13 protein-coding genes and 1 pseudogene are annotated in these 17,560 nt (G+C 39.8%); 8 read left to right on the plus strand and 6 right to left on the minus strand.

The features are described from left to right. Nucleotides 1-1,217: 1,217 nt before the first annotated feature. On the plus strand, nucleotides 1,218-1,622 hold the full coding sequence (locus ABIS04_RS08530) for a DUF4279 domain-containing protein (protein ID WP_350433171.1): 405 nt from the start codon (nucleotides 1,218-1,220) through the stop codon (nucleotides 1,620-1,622). Nucleotides 1,623-2,075: 453 nt separating this feature from the next. After that, a pseudogene (locus tag ABIS04_RS08535) lies at nucleotides 2,076-2,543 on the plus strand (transposase); the annotation flags it as partial. 413 nt (nucleotides 2,544-2,956) lie between these two features. On the opposite strand, the gene ABIS04_RS08540 reads toward ABIS04_RS08535, so the two are convergent. After that, nucleotides 2,957-3,889 (minus strand): dihydroorotate oxidase, encoded by a 933-nt coding sequence (locus tag ABIS04_RS08540; RefSeq protein ID WP_350433172.1) that lies wholly within the window; start codon nucleotides 3,887-3,889, stop codon nucleotides 2,957-2,959. A gap of 792 nt (nucleotides 3,890-4,681) precedes the next feature. On the opposite strand from ABIS04_RS08540, the gene ABIS04_RS08545 reads away from it, so the two are divergent. Then, complete coding sequence (locus ABIS04_RS08545) at nucleotides 4,682-5,935, plus strand: YeeE/YedE family protein (protein WP_350433173.1); 1,254 nt, start codon at nucleotides 4,682-4,684, stop codon at nucleotides 5,933-5,935. A 274-nt stretch (nucleotides 5,936-6,209) separates the two neighbouring features. Here the strand turns inward: ABIS04_RS08545 and ABIS04_RS08550 are convergent, their stop codons facing one another. Both ABIS04_RS08550 and ABIS04_RS08555 read right to left on the minus strand, forming a co-directional pair. Continuing rightward, a complete protein-coding gene (locus ABIS04_RS08550) occupies nucleotides 6,210-6,749 on the minus strand; it encodes an NAD(P)H-dependent oxidoreductase (protein WP_350433174.1) in 540 nt (179 codons plus the stop codon). 245 nt (nucleotides 6,750-6,994) lie between these two features. Then, complete coding sequence (locus ABIS04_RS08555) at nucleotides 6,995-8,464, minus strand: capsule assembly Wzi family protein (protein ID WP_350433175.1); 1,470 nt, start codon at nucleotides 8,462-8,464, stop codon at nucleotides 6,995-6,997. 558 nt (nucleotides 8,465-9,022) lie between these two features. On the opposite strand from ABIS04_RS08555, the gene ABIS04_RS08560 reads away from it, so the two are divergent. The 5 genes from ABIS04_RS08560 (at nucleotide 9,023) to ABIS04_RS08580 (ending at nucleotide 14,644) form a co-directional block, all read left to right on the plus strand. Continuing rightward, entirely contained in the window at nucleotides 9,023-9,523 is a 501-nt protein-coding gene (locus tag ABIS04_RS08560; protein WP_350433176.1) for a YgjV family protein, read from the plus strand. Nucleotides 9,524-9,762: 239 nt separating this feature from the next. Beyond that, nucleotides 9,763-10,110: a carboxymuconolactone decarboxylase family protein gene (locus ABIS04_RS08565; protein ID WP_350433177.1), complete on the plus strand. Its 348-nt coding sequence runs from the start codon at nucleotides 9,763-9,765 to the stop codon at nucleotides 10,108-10,110. 107 nt (nucleotides 10,111-10,217) lie between these two features. Next, the gene (locus ABIS04_RS08570; protein WP_350433178.1) at nucleotides 10,218-10,901 is read left to right on the plus strand and encodes a DUF6781 family protein; all 684 of its coding nucleotides are present in this window, start codon (nucleotides 10,218-10,220) and stop codon (nucleotides 10,899-10,901) included. 11 nt (nucleotides 10,902-10,912) lie between these two features. Then, nucleotides 10,913-12,595 (plus strand): AarF/UbiB family protein, encoded by a 1,683-nt coding sequence (locus ABIS04_RS08575; RefSeq protein ID WP_350433179.1) that lies wholly within the window; start codon nucleotides 10,913-10,915, stop codon nucleotides 12,593-12,595. Nucleotides 12,596-12,970: 375 nt separating this feature from the next. Then, nucleotides 12,971-14,644 (plus strand): methyl-accepting chemotaxis protein, encoded by a 1,674-nt coding sequence (locus ABIS04_RS08580; RefSeq protein WP_350433180.1) that lies wholly within the window; start codon nucleotides 12,971-12,973, stop codon nucleotides 14,642-14,644. 165 nt (nucleotides 14,645-14,809) lie between these two features. Here ABIS04_RS08580 and ABIS04_RS08585 read toward each other — a convergent pair whose 3' ends face one another. From ABIS04_RS08585 to ABIS04_RS08595, 3 genes are read right to left on the minus strand one after another with little or no spacing between them, the layout of a single operon-like run. After that, nucleotides 14,810-15,889: a porin gene (locus tag ABIS04_RS08585; RefSeq protein ID WP_350433181.1), complete on the minus strand. Its 1,080-nt coding sequence runs from the start codon at nucleotides 15,887-15,889 to the stop codon at nucleotides 14,810-14,812. After that, nucleotides 15,886-16,512 carry a DUF4956 domain-containing protein gene (locus ABIS04_RS08590; protein WP_350433182.1) on the minus strand — a complete coding sequence of 209 codons (627 nt, stop codon included), beginning with the start codon at nucleotides 16,510-16,512 and terminating at the stop codon, nucleotides 15,886-15,888. The genes ABIS04_RS08585 and ABIS04_RS08590 overlap by 4 nt, the downstream gene beginning before the upstream one ends. A 1-nt stretch (nucleotide 16,513) precedes the next feature. Further along, entirely contained in the window at nucleotides 16,514-17,308 is a 795-nt protein-coding gene (locus ABIS04_RS08595; RefSeq protein WP_350433183.1) for a polyphosphate polymerase domain-containing protein, read from the minus strand. Nucleotides 17,309-17,560: the final 252 nt, after the last annotated feature.

Here is a 17,560-nt window from a genome sequence, read left to right on the forward strand (position 1 = left end):
AGGGGAACACTTGTCGATGCGGTATTAGGCACGACATACCGCTTAGTCGGTCACTAGCGGTATGTTTCTACACTTTTGGTGCTAATTTTCGCCCGTAGGATTGAGGAAACTGATTTGTATGAGCGTTTTTTTGACTTAATGGGTCACCGTAGGATGGAGCAAATGACAGTAGTCAGTCAATCCTGAGTGACTTTATACGCCAAATTTGCTCTCACAGAACCAATAACCAGCCTGAGAAATGATGAAACGTACCCGCGACATCATTTCTCAGACGAACTTATCAAATCCTACGGGCGTAAATCGATAGTAAATCTTGCTGAGAAATCGAATTTTCACCTTTTTCGCGTTAATTTCACGTAACTTTTCACGTAAATAATGCAATTTAAATCGCTTCGCACTCAGTGAGTGCGAAGCCAAAGCTGCCCACTAAATAAGTGGGGCTAGTACGTAACCCGGTGCGCAACTATCCCACTTTTGGTTCCCAAAAGGTCGGATAGTTGCTCGGGCAAGGGGAAACCCCTTAACCCCAACAGCCACATGCTGCGCATGTGAAGAAATCAAAAGCGTGAAAGATAAAATCAATATGTACACTTTTATGTGGTACGCACTGTTTTTATGTACAGTTATAATGGTGTTCCATCGATTTACGCTAAAAAACGAATAAAAGTCGTTCTTTAGTTGTATCGTATTGAAAATAGAAAAATCGTAATCGTCTGATATTAATGCTTTTAATTTTTCTGGCGGTGACCACAAACTCTACTTTACGCGCAAGCTCGGTTTGTTTTTGTCTGTTAGGCACAATTAATTGCTTTACTTCAATAAGATAGCAAATGTAGGATGTTATTAATCAATAAGTTAAGGGACTGGCTTTACAGCGCAAGCCCTTCAATAAGCTGTTGAACTAAGCCGCTGCGCGGAGCCCAATGAGGCTTCAATTGAGTACATAATCCTCATTGAAACCGTTAGGCTTAAAGATGTAAGATAGAAAAATATGATGAAAAGGAATTTCAATGAAAAACTTACCTGCTACTCAATATCAACAGACTAAAACTGCTCTGTATCCCATAGCCAGCATCAAAAAAAGCAAATTCCTATAGCATGAAGCATGCCAATTAATATGGACTAGGCATCGGCCAAGTCCAACAAGCGATTTATGCCTTGCAAACAGCGCAACGCATAAATACTAAAACGTTATACAGATAAGATAAACTCAAACTATGGCATGTACATTAACGTATGCGACATTAAGAATTTTTTCTTCAGAGGTGTCGCCTGAACAAATTACAGAACTAATTGGTTTTAATCCTACAAAGGTTAAATCGATTAATCCCGATTCAAAATATAAACACGAACGTGAATTAAACTCTTGGGCTTATTCCACTAAAAATTTATCCAACTCAACCGATAATGTGGAACACCTTGAGATAATTATTAATAAGCTTCAGGGTAAATCGGAGGTTATGAATAATTTCGATCAATTAAATTGTTCAACAGATATATTTTGTTTTTGGGATTCTAATGGTCAAGGAGGTCCGTCGATGAAAGTAGATTTAATGAGTAGGCTTGTTGCGTTAAATCTGAGTATATCTTGGGATATGTACTTTGACGAAGAATCTGCATAACAAGAGACTATGACTTTCTTGACAATCTAACCAATAAATATTTAAATGTCATATATCGACTACGAATGTTCACAATCTGAGATGTGATTTTTCGATTAGTTATTGATTACAATGAATTTTAGTTTTATTTTGTGGCTGGTTTCTTGGGTTCAAATCCCTATCCCTCCGCCACATTCAAACAAAAAGGCCTTATCGAAAGATAAGGCCTTTTTGTTTGAGCGAAAGATAGGACTTTGAACCCAAGGGTTCCTCTTTGTTACAAGCAAGCTATCCCTCCGCCACATTCAATGAAAAAGCCTCATCAGAAATGATGAGGCTTTTTCATTTGGTGAAAGATAGGGATTTAAACCCTAGGTTCCTCTTTGTTACAAGCAAGCTATCCCTCCGCAAGATACAATAAAAAACTTATTGGAAGATATGACCGTTTATTGGCTGAAAGATAGTGTAATGGTCAATAAAGAAGATAAGTGCACAGGCAGATTTTGGGAAGGACGGTTTAAATCCCAAGCGTTACTTGACGAAGCCGCTGTTCTGAGTTGTTTGGCTTATGTCGATTTAAACCCTATTCGCGCCAAGATGGCAGCCACCCCAGAAACCTCAGACTACACCAGTATTCAACGGCGACTAACCTCAGCGATAAAAGGTGAGCAACCAGCAGCGTTATTGCCTTTTGTTGGTAATGAGCGTCAGGATATGCCTAATGGACTGATGTTCAACGTTAAAGACTATATTGTGCTGGTGGAAGATACCGGGCGAATTATTCGAGAAGATAAACGCGGTGCAATTAGCTCAACTAGCCAAGATATTCCAGCCGACAACTGGCTAAAAATCACTACCGAGTTTGGGTCATTATTCAAAGGTGCAGTAGGGGCTTTACCTGCATTAACGGAATATTGCGAACATCTAGAGCGAAAGCGATGACAAGGTGCATCGAACTGCCAGCGCTGGTTGTGTGCCTAAGTCATCATCCCCAATTAAATGACAATTATTCTTATACTGGAATATTAAAAAGGTTCTCTGCTGTGCCGAATTCTTCAAATGAGAGATAAACCAGTTATTTAGCGTTACGCTATAGTCGTATCGATAAAAGCCGATGAGTTAATCACATCAATCTTAACCCTCGCCAAAGCCATGAAAGCGAGTTATGTTATTTTTCAAAAATTGGGTGATTTTGTTTTCGGTTCTAAGCAATGGGGGATGTTGGCGATAGTTATTGGCTATATTTACTAACTTTAGTTATTGGTATTAGCTTTTCGCAATTGCTATTGGCCATAAAAATAGCCAGAACAAATGAACTGGCTATTGGATGTAAATTGATTTGCTAAAGTGGGTGGTTATAGTGGTTTTAGTTTGCCCTTAGCATCGGCAATTTTGAAGTAGTTTTTAGATTGCATAAACTCAGCAAGCTCAGTTTCAATTCGCTCAAAACAGCTTTCGCCTTCTTTTTCAAAACAGGTGGCTATTTGCACAGCATCTGCACCCGCTAATAAATATTCAAATGCATCAATACCGGTTTTAATGCCGCCAACACCAATGATTTGCACATCATCATCGAGTAATTCACGAAAGGCACGGACATTGGCCAAACCGATAGGTTTAATGTAATCGCCACATAAGCCACCAAAACCACCCTTAGGTTTGATAATCGGTTGTTCTGTATACGGGTCAATCACTAAAGTATTACCAATAGAGTTTATGCAGGTAATGAATTTAACTGGATATTTTTTAATGATATTGGCCACTGCAATAAAGTGTGACATATCAAAATAAGGGGCTAATTTAATCCCAATCGGTTTATTGCCTAGTGCTGTAATGGCAGCAAGGGCTTTATCAGTTTGCTCAAAATCATAGGCGACCTGTGCTTTACCCGGGATGTTAGGGCAAGAGAAGTTAACTTCAATTAAATCAACATCACTATTTTGAAAAGCACTGACCATTTCAATATTGTCTTCAACACTGAAACCTGAAACGCTGACGATGACAGGTTTACCTAGCGCTTTTAATTGTGGAATCATTTCTAAATAGGCTTTGTAACCTAAGTTAGGTAACCCCATTGATTGGATAGAACCTAAAGGTAAATCTTTATATCTAGGTTCAGGGTTTCCTTCGCGAGGTTTAATAGTGCAAGATTTTGTTACCACTGCTGCTGAAGCTGATTGAGCAATGGTTTGCAGTTCATCCCAAGTGGTACATTTAGGGCCAGAGGCATTCATCAAATAACTTTCTAGCGGTATTCCTGCAATTTGAGTGGATAAATCGATGTTCATGAAGCGTCCTCTTGACTGAATTAGTATGGATAAAACAATACGACCGCTTTGTGGTGATAAGAGCTTATAGAAAGATTCACCGTCAAATTGCGTCATAGTTTATTCAGCAAGACAATAGAGACTTTGATTAGAAACAAGAAAGAAGCAAAAGAGACAATAAATTTGTAATAGTGTTAACTTGACCAGATCAGGAAGTTACGGGCTTTGTCATTACCTAGCAGGTAAAATACAACTGCTTCAGAACAGATTAGTATGGCTACCCACAATAGTTGGTCAAATAACAGGCAGTAATCTACGCTTTATTTATGCTTCCTAAATGCTACTTAAAGATGGCCAGACCAAAATAGACAATCGTTAGCTTAGTAAAATTATGAGGGGCAATTTTAAGTTACACCTGATTTGGGCGGTGAGGCTATAGAATTTCTCTCTAAAAGAGGCTTCTAACGTCTATTTGCAAATAAAGTTAATTGATCAATGTGACTGATAATATGCCATATATGGCATTGTTAAGACACAATCTGATTATTCAGTAGAAGCTCCTCATGTTTCACTAAGCCCGTAAGGTTACGCTTTTTTATTAACAAAATTGTACTAACCACAATCAATCATTATTGATTTTTTGCAGTCGGTTTATTATTCAATATAAATATACCGATGAATATAGACCAATAAGTTATAAAGAAGGGTTGGACTTATAACCACTGCAAGAGAATAATCCACGGTTCATTTCATACCAACTCAAAAATGCGCAGTGTATGAATGCCTACTTTTCATTTCTTCTGGATTAGCACCATGGATAAAAAACAAGCTTCATTTGGCATTATTATCGCCATATCTTCTCTCCTTTTAGGGGCAGTGCTCCTTGACAGTTCATCGCTCTTTTTGCGTTTATTGTTCGGTTTAAGCCTTGGTTTTGCCTTAACAAAGGGGTCTATAGGTTTTGCCGGCAGTGTTAACCGTGCGTATCGCCGCGGTTCAACGCAATTGTTGCAGACATTAATGTTTATGTTTGTTATTACCGCCATTATTAATGCGGGTTTACTCCTGAATGCCAATCCCGGCAGCTATAATTTATGGGTAAACCCTATAAACCTGGGCTTAGTGCTGGGGGGCGTCATGTTTGGTGCCGGAATGAGTCTTTCAAGCTGCTGTGCGACGGGGGTGATGGTTGAATTGGTGAGCGATATTCCGCGTGCATTGACGACATTATTTTTTTTTGGTGCTGGGGTGTTTTTTGGTTTTCCATTGCAGGCGACACAAACATGGATAACAACCACGTCATTCTCTTCCAGTAGTTTTGCTGGGAAAGGGGTATTCCTGCCGGATCTATTTACCTGGGGGCCTTTGAACGGCTATTTTATTTCAATTCTAGTGAGCATCGCTTTTGCTTTGATCGTGGTTTTTTTCGCTAAAAAATATCAAAATTACCGTCATGCGAAAGGGACATTCTTGGGTGTTGTCGGTGAAACTGCACGTCAAGAAATACCCCAAAAACATACTCAGCAGCATTTTACTTTATTTAGTGTTGAAACCTATCATAGATGGATTGGTAATCTATGGGAAATGAAAACAGCGGCGCTGGTGATATCTTTGATCTTCGGTATTATGATGGTCTCAACGGGTGCAGGGTGGGGGGCATCAACACCCTTCGGCATCTGGTTTGGTAAAGTGTTAATGGTTTTTGGCATGGGTGCAAATGATATTGCTGACTTTACTTATCGACCTGCCGGTATGTTTACTACTCCGTTTTTCGAGCATAGTATTTCAGTGCAGAATTTTGCCATTATGGTGGGGACATTAATTGCTGTTCTGCTGATGGGTAAATTTTCATTCTCATTTAAAATCAATCATTCTGCAAAACAATTTGCCCTTTTTGCTTTAGGAGGGTTACTGATGGGCTTCGGTACTCGTTTTGCCAACGGTTGTAATGTTGGCGCCTTATTCACACCCATTGCTAATCTTTCATTATCCGGCTGGATTTACTTGGTATTTTTACTTTCAGGGGGTGTTTTAGGTAATAAACTTCATCATTCACTGATCAAATAACATCGATTTCTGTGCCGTGTGGATTTCTAATTTGAAACTGATAAAGGGGGGTAATTAATAAACGATCTTTTTATGCCTTTGTGTGAAATGTGAAGATTAATATGTAGCATAGAACGGTTGCGCTGTGCTACTTACCAAACTAAAGACCCAAGAATTAACATGACATTTGCAACCTTCTGAATTGGAATAAATGATCAGAAAAAATGACCGTTAACCGATAACGCTGCGGCAATAATACAGCGTTAACGGTTAACTGTTTACAGTCAACTCACTGTTAACTTAGCAACTGATTGACCGCTTGGGTGAGTTCAGCTGACAGTTCAGGATCGGTTAATTCACCTGTTTCAGCATTAAAATTCTGATAAAAATTCGGTACTGACATTGACCCTTTTACTTCAGCTGCAAAGAAAGGTGCAGAACCTGTCGCGGCGGCTAAAACGCTCCCCGCACCACCGGGTCCTGGAGACGTTGATAGCAATAATGTTGGTTTTCCTTGAAACACTTTTTGATCAATTCGTGAGGTCCAATCAAACAAGTTTTTATAAGCAGCCGTATAAGAACCGTTGTGCTCTGCAAATGAGATAATGATGGCATCAGCACTGCCAATTTTGTCGAAAAAGGCTTGAGCAAGTGCAGGTTTACCTAACTCTTTTTCTCTATCTTCACTGAATAACGGTATTTCATAATCATTGATATCTAACATTTCGACTTCAGCGCCTTCAACCAATTTTGCTGCTTGATTAGCAGCGTATTGAGCCAGTTTCTTGTTAATTGATTGACGACTGCTGCTTGCTGCGAATGCTAAAATTTTCATTTTATTGCCTTTGGTTAGTTAAGTCGTATTAAATCGATTTTGTCATAGCTGATTTAAACCTTTATATTTTATAAATTCAACCACATTGCAATCGGGGTCTTTGATAAAATGAGGTACCTGTCAAATAGGTCATAGGTTCATCATTGTAGCTGTGCAATTTATCCTTAGGCGGGGCGAATAAATTAATAAAAAAACCATCAAACGATGGTTTTTTTAGGCACTAATATTATTTGCATTAAGTTTGCTTAGAAATCTCGCTCCCAACCGGCGTAAACCGTGGTTTCCCAATCGCTACTAGTATCAATTTCAGGATATTCACTGTAACTAACCGTGCCGCCTAAAGTTAACTTTCCTTGGTAAAATGGGCGATGATAGCTAGTATCTAATTGATATAGGCATTCATATCGACCTGGCGATACAGGATTACCGCCTGTTGGGCTACCTGTATCAACACCATCAAAGTTAAGTTTTGCGTAGCGGAATTTAGTGGTTACGTTTTGGTCATGTTCAAGATGAGTAATACCGCCTATAACCACAACTCTAGAGTCATTATCATAGGTACTGCCTATGCTTTTGTCGTAATAACGATAGCCATCTTGGTAAAATCCATGCTCATACATACAGTTGTAAACATCTGAACTTAAACCACATGATGCGGCTGTATCAGAATATTCAGCAAAAAAACGCGTGTTCATGTCTTCAATATACACATCAACGCCGCCCAGATTAGAGGCGTTAATTAGGCGTTTTGTTCCATGATTATAATCTTCATGGATACGTTCATAATAAATTCCGTATGGCACGCCCCATGCAGTGTCCGACCACCTGAAATCATACCCTGCGAGCAAGTTTTCTTGACCATTAACTTCATCAGACTCAACAACACCGCCATTGGCTAATCCATCCCACCAATCTGATAAGCTATTACCATAACCTTCACCGCCCCATTGCATCGTCCAAGAAAAACCGACTTCTAGCTTAGATATTGGTTTCAACGTACCACGAGCGCCCCAATGCTTAGCGTCGGGTACATAACGGCCGCTCTCCATTTGACTAAAGCTGGTGGTAAAGGTCCATGGGCCAATCCAATTAAGCCAAGGTGTTTCAAATGCGTTGCTATTGTTTCTAGTTAGCGTAATGCCGGGGATCGGACGGGCATTTGTGGTTTGTATTAATCCTGTATCCCAGCCTGGGCCCCAATACTTTTGAACAGCACCACCCGTGACGATCCAGTTTCCGAGTTTTACCGCGGCAAAACTATTATCAAGGCGTGATTCATTGCCATCTATAGCATCATAATGATAGCTAACGGCTAAACGGCCACTAAACCAGTCTTGAGTGACTTCTGCGGCAAACTCAACTTCAGCTTTATCGCGATAATCATTACCGTAGCCAATGAAGCGAGCTTGATCGCTGGCACCAGTCAAACGTGCACTAAGATTCATTGCTTGATGATCTGTATTGTAGGCTTGCATGACTCTATCAAAAGCATTTTGTTGATACGCTGTCATTGGGCTTTTGGCTGCATTATCAAGATCAGATTTAACACCAGACCACATTAAGGGGAATGTGGTTACAGGTTGTAGAATAATGCCAGTATCGGCTAAAAGTTGAATGTCGGCGCGAAGAGCTAAGTCCGTGGGTTCTATCCACCATGCTGCTTGAGTAGAAAAGCTGCTGAGTAATGCTATCCCTGCTAGTATTTTTAACTTCATTATGTACTCTTGTAGATGAATGCGTTGCATCAAATATTAAAAAATAGACTGTTATCATTAATGATAACAGTCTATCGAATATTAAATCTAATAATGAAGTGAATTTTTATGGTTTGTGTCAAATCGAGCTGATATTTAAGCATTTATTTCGTTTATCATCATCTGCTCTCAATGGTATGTGAAGTTAGCAATACTTAGCTAAACGATACTTTTTTAGATGTCTCACAATATTACCGATGTTGTTTATCTGCCGTCAGTAAAGCCTTTTGTGTGGAATGATTAAGCTATGGGGGAAGGTCGTGCATTGACGCGCATAATTAAAATGATTGGCTTTTTATTTTTAGATAAATGCGAGTTTTACCAGCCTAGCTCAATTGCTAATGAAACCCTATAATCAATTTCTCTCCTGAACTTTTTAATACTAAATTGTGGTGTTACTCACGATTTAATCTTTGAATACTATTACAATCTGACATTTTATCTGTATGTTTTAGTTGTGTTTTCACTATGTTGTCGTCAGTAAGTTTGAACTCGAAATGGGTTTCTTAATAGGTTTCTATGTCTGTATTTATGATATCGCAGTTGCTAATTGTAATTGCCATTTGCTTTGACCTGATGTCATTTCAATTTAAACAAAAGCGCATGATTGTTACTTGTTTATCGGTTTCGGTATTGCTCACCAGCATTCATTTTGCATTGTTAGCCCAATGGACTGCATCTGCACTTATGTTGCTTGCTGCAATTCGTTATATCGTAACAATATTTAGTTACTCTAAACATCTGATGTTTTTGTTTCTTGCGGCTAATTTAGTGTTAACAGTAGTCACTTTTGGTGGATTAACCAGTTTGTTCAGTTTTGCTGGTGGTTCGTTGCAAACTATTGCTTCATTTTCTAAAAGTGATCAAAGACTCAGACAAATCATGATGGTGGGAATTAGTTTATGGTTGGTTAATCATGTGCTCGCTGGTTCGCCAATGGCAGTGATGATGGAATCATTATTTATCTGCAGCAATCTAGTGGGTTACTACCGTTTTTATGGCATGAAATTGTCTTCATAGAGCATAAATAGTCGGACATATATTTCTAGGAGAAAATTCAAGCATAGGACTACTCATCGATAAAAATTCTATTAAGTGGTACTAATTAAGTGTGTGTTTGTTGTCCGCTATTCACTACATCATTGAGGTACGTCAAGGTTTCATTGAAATATTTGACTTAGATTTATTAGGTGAGCGTTATTTTATTTAACGGTTAGCTAGCTGATTAATTCACTGCCAACACAACATGAGGCAAACCTATGACAAATTATCCCGAACGCTATAAAGAACTCAGTACCTGGATGGATAAACTCGGGGTGGCTATTCCTCAGACCATGAAAGGATTTTCTGAATTACATAAGGCATCTATTGCTCCCGGAGCATTAGACAGTAAAACCAAAGAACTCATTGCCCTTGGTATTGCGATAACGGTTAGATGTGAAGGGTGTATTACCTTTCATGTACATGACGCTTTGCACGCTGGAGCCAGTAAAGAGGAAGTAGCCGAAACCGTGGGTGTAGCGATACTTATGGGTGGTGGTCCCTCTTTGATGTACGGCATTGAAGCCATGCAAGCTGTTAGTCAATATCAAGAGCAAGGGCTATAACCTAAACCTAGCATTCACTAACACTTAGAAAGTAAGAACAACAACGACAATATTAACGTTTATATAGTGATTTGCCGAGCCGTTTGACTTTGTATAGGAGAATCGTAATGGATACAGTGACAAATGATACAAAAAGTAATCGTCAACATCTTGAAGATGCTATTAAGGAAACGGTTGAGGCTGATCTTAATATTAGAGAAAACGTTCGTCGTATTACCCTTAAAGCATTGAGCGATGGTAAATTAGATCTTGATGAGATTACTCAGGTTACCAGCAGCGTGGTGAAAGGCGCGGGTTTAGGAGCTAGTATTCATGGACGTGAAGGTCAGGACAAGTTGGCAAATGCTGTAGCGGGTCTTGATGATGCCTTATGCTCTGCCGCAGAGGCATCCAAATTAGCCGTTGAAGAAGCCAGCTCACACGTAAAAAAATTCAGTAAACAAGATTTACAGCACGCCATTAATGACCTAAGTGAACTTGAAACCATGTATTTAGATACGTTGAAAGACGTTGCTAAAGAGACAAGTGAGACGGTATCAGAAACCCTCAATGATTTGGTTCGTCATGGTCGCTTAAGTGGCACTGCAATTGGTCAAAAAGCAACAGAAACTGCAAAACTGTTAAATTATCAACTTAGTGAGAGATTAAGCGAAACCGTTTCAGCCGGAGTCGATTCTGCATCGAAAGTAACCAGCAACCTTGCTTACGCAGCAGCCGGTTTTCTTGACGCGATTGCACAAAAGTTGGATGAGAAGCTAGCGTCCAAGTCTTCAGACAATAAACATAAATAGATAGGTGCGCCATGCTGTTGGAGACCTTAAGTACTGCACGAGATATTGGCCGACTGAATGAACTTGCTTCGGTCTTAATCCGCTATGGTTTCGGTGATGTTTTGCGTAGACTTGGCTTGGCGAATATGTTTAATGGTGCAGGTAAAGCGCTGAATTGGAAGCATACTTCGGATATCACCAATTTAGAATCTCCAGTCAGATTTTGCCATGCATTGACCGAGATGGGGCCTACCTTTATTAAGCTAGGACAAATTCTTGCCACTCGCTCTGATCTGTTTCCGCCTGAATGGACGACTGAATTTGAAAAATTACAGAATCAAGCTCCCCCAGTGCCATTTGAGTTAATCAATAAACAACTTCAACAAGATCTAGGATGCAGCCCGCAAGAAGCTTTTGCAGAATTTGATCCGACACCTTTTGCCGCCGCATCTATTGCACAGGTTCATCGAGCTCGCTTACAAGATGGGACTGAGGTGATTATTAAGGTTCGCAGACCGGGGATCCGACCGATAATGGAAGCAGATTTACGTTTACTTGCCCGCATTGCTGAGCTAATGGAGTCAGAGTCAACGGCTTTACGACGTTTTAGACCCCGTGAGGTGGTACGTCAATTTACCCACTCTTTACGGCGTGAATTGGATTTATTAGCTGAGTGTCGTAATGCTGAAAGGATGGGCAAAAATTTCATTGGTGATCCAAATATTGTTATTCCTAAAGTATATTGGTCGTGGTGCAGTGAACGTGTCAATGTTCAAGAGTTTATTGATGGCATCCCTGGAAGAAATATCGCAGCAGTGGAGAAGGCTGGGTTAGATAGAAAACTGTTAGCTAAGTATGGCGGTCAAGCTGCGTTGAAAATGATTCTGATTGATGGTTTTTATCATGCGGATCCTCATCAAGGTAATATTTTTTATCTGCCTGAAAATCGCATCGCATTTATTGATTTTGGTATGGTTGGACGATTGTCTATGGATCGCCGACATCAAGTTGTACAACTTTTACATAGCATGGTTGAGATTGATGCTCCTCGTGTTGTTGATGTATTGCTGGGGTGGGCTGGCGATCCTCCGCTCAATTGTGAAAGTCTTACTTTTGAAGTAGAAGAGTTTGTTGATAAATATCATGGTGTGTCGTTAAAAAACTTCCATTTGAGCATGATGCTTACTGAGTTGATGTCACTGCTTAGAGAACATGGACTTAGCTTACCCCCGGATATCATTATATTGATTAAAGCATTGATAGCTCTCGAAGGTGTTGCTTTGCAGTTAGACCCTGACTTTAATATGGTGACGGAAGCAAAGCCGTTATTACGCCAGCTAATGTTAGAACGAAATGCACCAGATGCAATGGCGAAGAGAGGTTGGCAAGCTATTGTCGACACCACTGAGTTGATAACCGGATTACCGCAAGATTTACAACAACTATTACGTTCCGCGCGTAGTGGCAGATTCCAGTTACATGTTGATGTCACGCGTTTAAAAACCTTTGGCAATCAACTTGATCGTGCCGCTAGCAGAGTGGCCGTCGGTAATGTGGTCGCGGCGATGATTATTGGTTCTTCTATTGTGATGACCGTTGACGGAGGTCCGACGTTATTTGGCTTGCCATTATTTGGCATACTCGGATTTATGGGGGCTGTGGTTGGTGGAATATGGTTGTTATTCTCTATTTGGTCTAGTGGACGCTGGAGGTAAGCAGATTATTACTCATACCCATAGATAAACATAGCCTTGCATAATTGTCGTTTTGTAACTATTTTACATTAACCTCATCAAGGATTTTTATCCTGTATTTACACATCACTCTATAGCCATCAAAAATCCCTTTCATTGGTAAAATGCCTGACTAATGTTGGTATTTAACTCTACTCATATTAGCGATTGAATTTCTGTAATTATTTTAGTCTCAGCAAAGCGTCATTAGATGTTTTTAAATATACAACAGCATATGAATCATAAATATTAAAATGATTAGAAATCGATAAGGAACTAAAAATAATACAAAAAACATGGAATTTTGAGGAATATAGCCTATATAGATAAGTAGATCTTTATATTGGAGAAATAAAAATGGACTTTAAAAGTCGTGGAAAGCTACTTCTGTTAACAATGCTGCCACTGATCCTTATTACCTTACTTGTCACAATCACTTTTTACTTAAACGGAATTACAGATCTTGAGAATCAAGCCATTGATTATAAAAAAGAGTTGGTGGCAAGAAATCAAACCTTCCTCAAAGCCAATTTGCGCATGGGACGAACTGCCATAAAGGCTCTTTATGACACCGATGTGAACGGTAATAATAAAGAGCAAGCCAAGCTAATTCTTAAAAATATGCGCTTTGCCGATGATGGTTATTTTTTCGCTTATGATTCAAAAGGGGTTAATACTCTCCACGCCGTAAAGCCAGAACTAGAAGGCAAAAATTTATATGCTCTAAAAGATGAAAATGGTGTGCCTGTAATAGCAGGGTTAATTGATGCTGCAACCAAGGGCGACGGATTCCTCGATTTCTCATGGAATAAACCGTCCATTAATGCGCAAGCACCAAAACTAGGCTATGCCGAATACTTAGATAAATGGGATTGGGTATTGGGTACGGGTATCTATGTCGACGACGTTAATGACCAAGTCACTATATATATTGAAAAGAGGCAAGCCTTACTGACTGAAGATTTAAGCTTTGCGATTATGATTGCCATTCTGGGACTCGTTATTACTGCAAGTACCGTTATTTTTGTCGTCAATCGTTCTCTTATTCCATTAAGTTCGATGCTCGATAAACTCAATGAAATCGCACATGGTAATGGTGATTTAACTGGCCGCCTGCAAACTCAAGGTAAAGATGAAATTGCCGAACTTGGTGATGCTTTCAACCAGTTTATGGATACCTTACAACCGATTATAACAGAGGTAAAAAATAGTTCGGTTTCAGTACAACAAGCGGCAAAGAGTCTCGACTTACAAACCAAAAACTCAGTAAAAACGATGCATATACACAGCCAAGAAACAGAAAAAGTCGTCTCGGCGATTACCGAGATGGCAGCGACAGCAAGGGAAGTGGCAAATAATACCAATACAACCTCAGATGCCATTAGCTCTGCAAATAATGAGATAAGTAGCGCTCAACAAGAAGTGCTAAAAGCGATTGATAGTATTAATCAGCTTGTGTCAGAGGTGAATACGACCTCTGATGCGATTAAATCATTAAGTGAACAAACGGATCGTATTACCGGTGTTACTGACGTCATTGGTAGTATTGCAGAACAAACAAATCTTTTGGCACTGAATGCCGCGATTGAAGCCGCCAGAGCGGGCGAGCAAGGCAGAGGCTTTGCAGTTGTTGCCGATGAAGTCCGTACTCTTGCAAGCCGAACACAAGCCAGTACTCAAGAAATTAATCAGATGCTAACTAATTTACAAATTGGTGTTAAAGAAGCCGTGACAACCATGTCTGCAAGTCAACACCGTGGTGAGCAAGCGGTTCATGACTCTTCAATAATACAAACTCGATTATCTGACATACAAAACGTTGTAGGTGAAATTCATGATATGGGGATGCAAACAGCAACGGCAGCTGAAGAACAAAGTGTCGTGGCCGAGGATATCACCAAAAATCTGACTCATATTCAAGAGATTGTCTTTGAACTGAATGATGATCTAGAAAAAGCCGCAACCATTAGTTCTTCATTAGCAATCTCAGGCAGTCAATTGAATGAACTTGTAGGACACTTTAAAACCTAATATTGATTGGCTCGGTAATTCTTACTGGGGTAAAAATGAAGCAAAAAGCCATATCATGGGTAATGATATGGCTTTTTGCATTAAATGTGTAAATATGACCAAATATGAGAAAGTGCGACTAAATATCGACAACGATAACCCTAAATGCCTATTTAGGTTCACGATTTAAAAACTATATTGAGCACGGAGGGAAAAGGCATTGTCAGCGTTATATGTCTCTCCATCATCTTCGAGTTTGGCTCTAATATAGTTGACCTTGAACATTAAATTTTCGTTGACCAGATAGTTAACACCAACGGAGAAGGTTTGAGCCTTACTGTTTTCTTCTATTAAGTTAAACTGGCTCAGTCGCCAAGTAAGCTCCCAGTCGTTATTAGCTTTAATGCTGCTGAGTTTGCCATTTTTGTAGTGGCGATTTTTACCCGATAGGGGATAGCTCATTTGATAGTAGCCACCTTCATAGTGATGGGGTCCTTTTGTAGGATCGTCAATATCAGCTTGTATCCACTCCGCCATGGAGACAAAGCCTTGGTACTGCCACATCAATTCAATACCCGCAAGCGATTCATCATCTGCGTTTAGTCGGGTCCCTTCTAGTAATGAATCACTGGAATAAACCTCTAACGGTTCATTAATCCGAAATTCATCGCCCCCTAAGCGGCGTTCGCTTAACGCGGCACCAAGATGGATGAAGTTATCATCGGGATCGACTAGAGCCCATGTCAGTCTACCCGTAACCCCATAGTTATCTGCAGAATCCTCGTCTTGAAAATAGCCAATATCCCAATTAACGTTACCTTCTTTACCGCTTAGATTAGCTCCAACACTGCGTCCTGGTGCCAGAGCTTCAGTGACCATACTGCGCTCTATCATAAAGGTATTACGAGAGCCGGTGAGTTTCTCTAAACCAAAGGGCTCTTTTTGTTTACCCACTGTAATAGTCGCCCAGTCCCAGCCTTGGTATTGAAGATAGGCATCCTTAATCTCTACAGAGTCACCATCAGACAGATCAACTTGAAATTTACTTTTCCAGTTGTCACTAAATTTGATTTTTGTGCTTAATCGCGCCCGACGCACATCTGACCCGTAATTATCAGATTCATCATCTTCTAGGAAAAGATCTGAGAATTGATCATGATCGAGCATGATATAGCTTCCCCATTTGAATTCAGGGTAATCGGCTGCTGAGCTACTGGATGCCAACAACAATAATGTTGGCGTTAAATAAGATATGAGTTTTTTCATGAGTGCGTCTCCATTTTGCTGCTAGGAATGGAGGCATGATCTTTCTGTAGTATATCGGACGGAGTGTAGTGCACGATGAGCTCAGCGGTATCTCTGAGAAAGTCGATATGTTCGATATCTACGCTGGTAACTTGCAAACCAGTGCGTTCACGCAGATCGGCCAGCAATAGCGCCCTATTTTGAGGCTTAATATTATCGATACGTTCGTATGAGATCCGCTGTATTTGATTGTGCCCTTGAAAAAAGCGGGTATCGACCAGAAAAGCAATAAAACACAAAGATCCATTGATTGAAAACAACTCTAATATAGGCAGTTTACTGACAGCAGATAACAGTGCAATGGCAGTAACCAAAAACAGGTAAGTCATCTCTTTTATGGAGATGGTATCCGTGCGATAGCGCAGCATGCCGAACACGGCAAACAAACCAAAAGCAAATTCCATCGACATGTCGATGCCGTGTAGCAAGAACGTGATTAAAAATATACCAATGCCAAATAAAACGAAGGATCCGGCCACGTTAGCGTTCTTATTAATACGGTAATAGCAACCGTAGCAAAGTATAACGATGGAAATAAAATTCACTAAAAATAGAACAAGAAAATCAGACGTAATTTCGGTCATATCAATAACTCCATGGCGCAGTATGATGTTGTTGGTTTAAAGAGGACAGTTTCATCAGAGTGGGTTTAAAACGGTTATATTTAATTCCTTGTTGATAAAGCAGTACACAGCCGATGCAGTATTTACTGAAAGAGATAGGGGAAAAATTATGGGTAGGTATCATCTGATAAAATGGAGAATTTTTTGAATATTTTTTTTGCTTTAGCTCGACGATAAAAAAACCATCGAGTTCAATGCGCTCCACTCCATTAGAAGACTGATACCAGAGGTTATAGTCTATAGTAAGGCGTTCAGGGATGGCCTCATTGGCTAGTGCAATACGCTCATAGCCACCTTGTTGAGACACGCTTAAATCGTCAAAATTGACACCAAGATGTTTACGAATAAATGATTGGTTATCATCATCGCACTGGATACTTTCGTCGCAACGGACACGGCTTTTGATGGTTCTTTTATGATTGTTTTTAAATTTTACTTCTAGGAATTGGGTATCCGTGTCTAAATAAGTACGCTTACGAACTTTAAAGCGGTTTAACTTGCCATTGTGGTGATCTTTGTAGAAATTCATCTCCTGTGTATCAAAGTATTGGTTGAAGTAGTTTGCCGTACGTTTGCCATTGATTTGTAAGACGCTGTAATGAGAGCGAGCCGCTTTGAGTAGATCAGGTAAAACATCTAGCGGTAAGATAAATTTAGAATCTACTCTATCTTGCAAATTAGCATGATGTAGATCGGCAAGACTGTGTCCTTCATATGTCGTCAGCAATTGCTCGATGGTATGGTTATCAGTTTTCATTAGTGTTGTTTACCTGTAACCGTGTTGGATTTTTTATGCTGAGGTTTGTCCGGTCGCTAGCGCATTTAATACGGTATTGATCATCACATACGGGAAAATTTTGTAGAGTGTTGTTATCTTGTCTATTAAACATTTACCTTCCTTATGTAGTTAAGCTTTTACCCGATAGCTTGATAAGAAACCGTTATCTGATTTAAATCATACAAATAGATTGTGCAGAAAGGATGAGGGAAGTGTGGAGATAGCTTGTAG

Origin of the sequence: Shewanella sp. H8, from assembly GCF_040285065.1 — a bacterium.
In the GTDB taxonomy this organism is placed as follows: domain Bacteria; phylum Pseudomonadota; class Gammaproteobacteria; order Enterobacterales; family Shewanellaceae; genus Shewanella; species Shewanella polaris.